Below are 877 nucleotides of genomic sequence, written 5' to 3' on the forward strand. Positions count from 1 at the left end.
GCTTCTTGGCGTGCAGGGACGGCCTTGCCCACGCGTAGCTCTCCCGCTTCATCAGCAGATGCCAGATCACGACGGCGAGCTTGCGCGCGGTCGCGACGGCGGCGACGTGCTGGCCGCGGCGGGCCCGCACCCGCAGGAAGAAGGCACGGAGTGGCCCCAGCGCGCGTGCTGCCGCCCAAGCCGCTTCGACGAGCATGCCGTGGGCATGTCCGCGTCCCTGCTTGGTAATGCGTCCATGATAGGCAGGCCCGGGTGCTGATTGCCTGACGCTCGGATTCAGCCCGAGATAGCTGACGAGCTTTTGCGGCTCATCAAAACGGGTCACCTCTCCGATCGCTGCCTTCATTGCCAACGCGACGGTCATGTCGACACCGGGAATGGTCATAAGCCACCTCACGCTGTCATTCTCGAGAGCCGAGCGGGTAAGATCGCGCTCGATGTCCTCGAGGTCCTCGCCCAGCCGATCGAACTCGCGCAAATTCCGATCGATAGCGAGGCGCTCGTCTTCCGGCACAACCTGGTCACTCAACCAGGTCCGACCCTTGGCGCCGCACAGGTCCGCATGCGGACAAGACGGGATCAGGTGACTATGAAGGATCGACTGGATGATGTTCTTAAGCGCGATCTCTGCCGGACGATCTGATTGCGCCGTATGACCGGTCGGTGCAGCGCCTGCGTCGGCTCGTCCGCAATCCAGACTTCTGGCAAGAAGCCGCTGGCATAGAGCTGCGCAAGAACGCTTGCGTCGATCGTGTCCGTCTTGATGTTGGCATGGGCAATGATACGGACCTGTTTCGGGTTGGCGATCACCACATTGTTAACATGCGGCGCAACCACAGCTGCAGCGGACGTCGCGTTGCCGGTGGCCTCGATCACC

At 62.7% G+C, this 877-nt stretch carries 1 pseudogene; it reads right to left on the bottom strand.

The window, feature by feature from the left end:
• Positions 1-877, bottom strand: a pseudogene (locus AC0L2Y_RS34510) (IS110 family RNA-guided transposase); the annotation flags it as partial.

It is taken from the genome of Mesorhizobium sp. WSM4830, from assembly GCF_055811495.1.